At 53.6% G+C, this 1314-nt stretch carries 1 protein-coding gene; it reads left to right on the forward strand.

From position 1 onward, the window contains the following. Positions 1-85: 85 nt before the first annotated feature. Entirely contained in the window at positions 86-1219 is a 1134-nt protein-coding gene (locus tag IM267_RS21075; RefSeq protein WP_226848264.1) for a DDE-type integrase/transposase/recombinase, read from the forward strand. The last annotated feature ends 95 nt before the right edge of the window (positions 1220-1314 follow it).

A 1314-nucleotide genomic window follows, 5' to 3' on the forward strand; every position in this document is an offset into this window, starting at 1 on the left:
TAACACTTTAGACCGGATACATGGGTAACAGTTATAACTGGCATAGAAGAGGAGACTCGCTATGCCCTGGACTGAGACCCGACCTATGCAACGCCTTGATTTTATCCGTGCCTGCCATGCAGGTACGGACTCCTTCTCCGCTCTTTGCCGTCTTTTTGGCATCAGCCGTAAAACAGGCTATAAATGGCTGCAACGGTTTGACCCTTCTGACCTGTCATCTCTCTCTGACCGGTCGCGTGCGCCACGCTCCCACTCCCGGACGGTCCCCGATTATATCGTCGGTCACCTGACTGCCCTGCGTCAAAAACACCCTGACTGGGGCCCCAAAAAACTGCGGATGTGGCTCCTCAACCATCATGTCGATTTTACCGTACCTGCTGCCAGCACTGTCGGCGATATCCTCAAGCGTGAAGGACTGGTTCCGGATAAAAAGCGAAAACGCAGAACCCCGGGCAATCGCCAGCCCCTGACCATCATCAGTGAAAACAATCAGGTCTGGAGCGCTGATTTTAAAGGTAAGTTCAGGCTGCTGAGCAGAGAGTACTGCCATCCCTTCACCCTGACCGACAATCACAGCCGGTATCTTCTGAGCTGCCGGGGAACGGACCGGGAGAGTGAGCCCTTCGTCAGACAGTGCCTGACAGATGCGTTCCTGGAATACGGTCTGCCGGAAGTGCTCAGAACCGATAACGGTCAGCCCTTCGCGGGAACAGGAATAGCCGGATTAAGTCGCCTTGCCGTCTGGCTAATCAAGCTGGGCATCAGGCCGGAGCGTATCAGAAAGGGTCATCCGGAAGAAAATGGCCGCCATGAGCGAATGCACCGCTCCCTGAAAAGTGCAGTGAAACAGGGCAACACCTTCATGACGATGGAAGAACAACAGCGGTGGTTCAGTGACTACCGGGAAGAATTTAACTACGAAAGGCCGCATGAAGCACTGGCGGGTGCAACGCCCGGAACGGTATGGCACCCCTCAAACCGACACTGGGATGGCAGTGTTCCTGAATATACTTATCCGGAAGGAGGTAAGGTCTACAGAGTGAAATCGAGGGGGACACTCTATATGGGGAAAAAGGGGACGGTGTTCCTGAGTGAAGCGCTGACGGATGAGTACATCATGCTGGAAGAACAAGATGATGGCCTTGAGGCCATCATCTTTAACGGAATAACGCTTGCGTACTATGACCGGAAAACGCAGAGTGTGCTCCGGATAGACTAAAATGTGTTACCTATGTTCCCGGTCTGATCTGTCACCTATGTATCCGGTCATACAGCAGCGCCACCGGGCTCTTTTCGACAACGTCCGGCATTGAA

This window comes from Enterobacter cloacae complex sp. P15RS (genome assembly GCF_014895905.1).
GTDB classification, from domain to species: domain Bacteria; phylum Pseudomonadota; class Gammaproteobacteria; order Enterobacterales; family Enterobacteriaceae; genus Enterobacter; species Enterobacter quasihormaechei.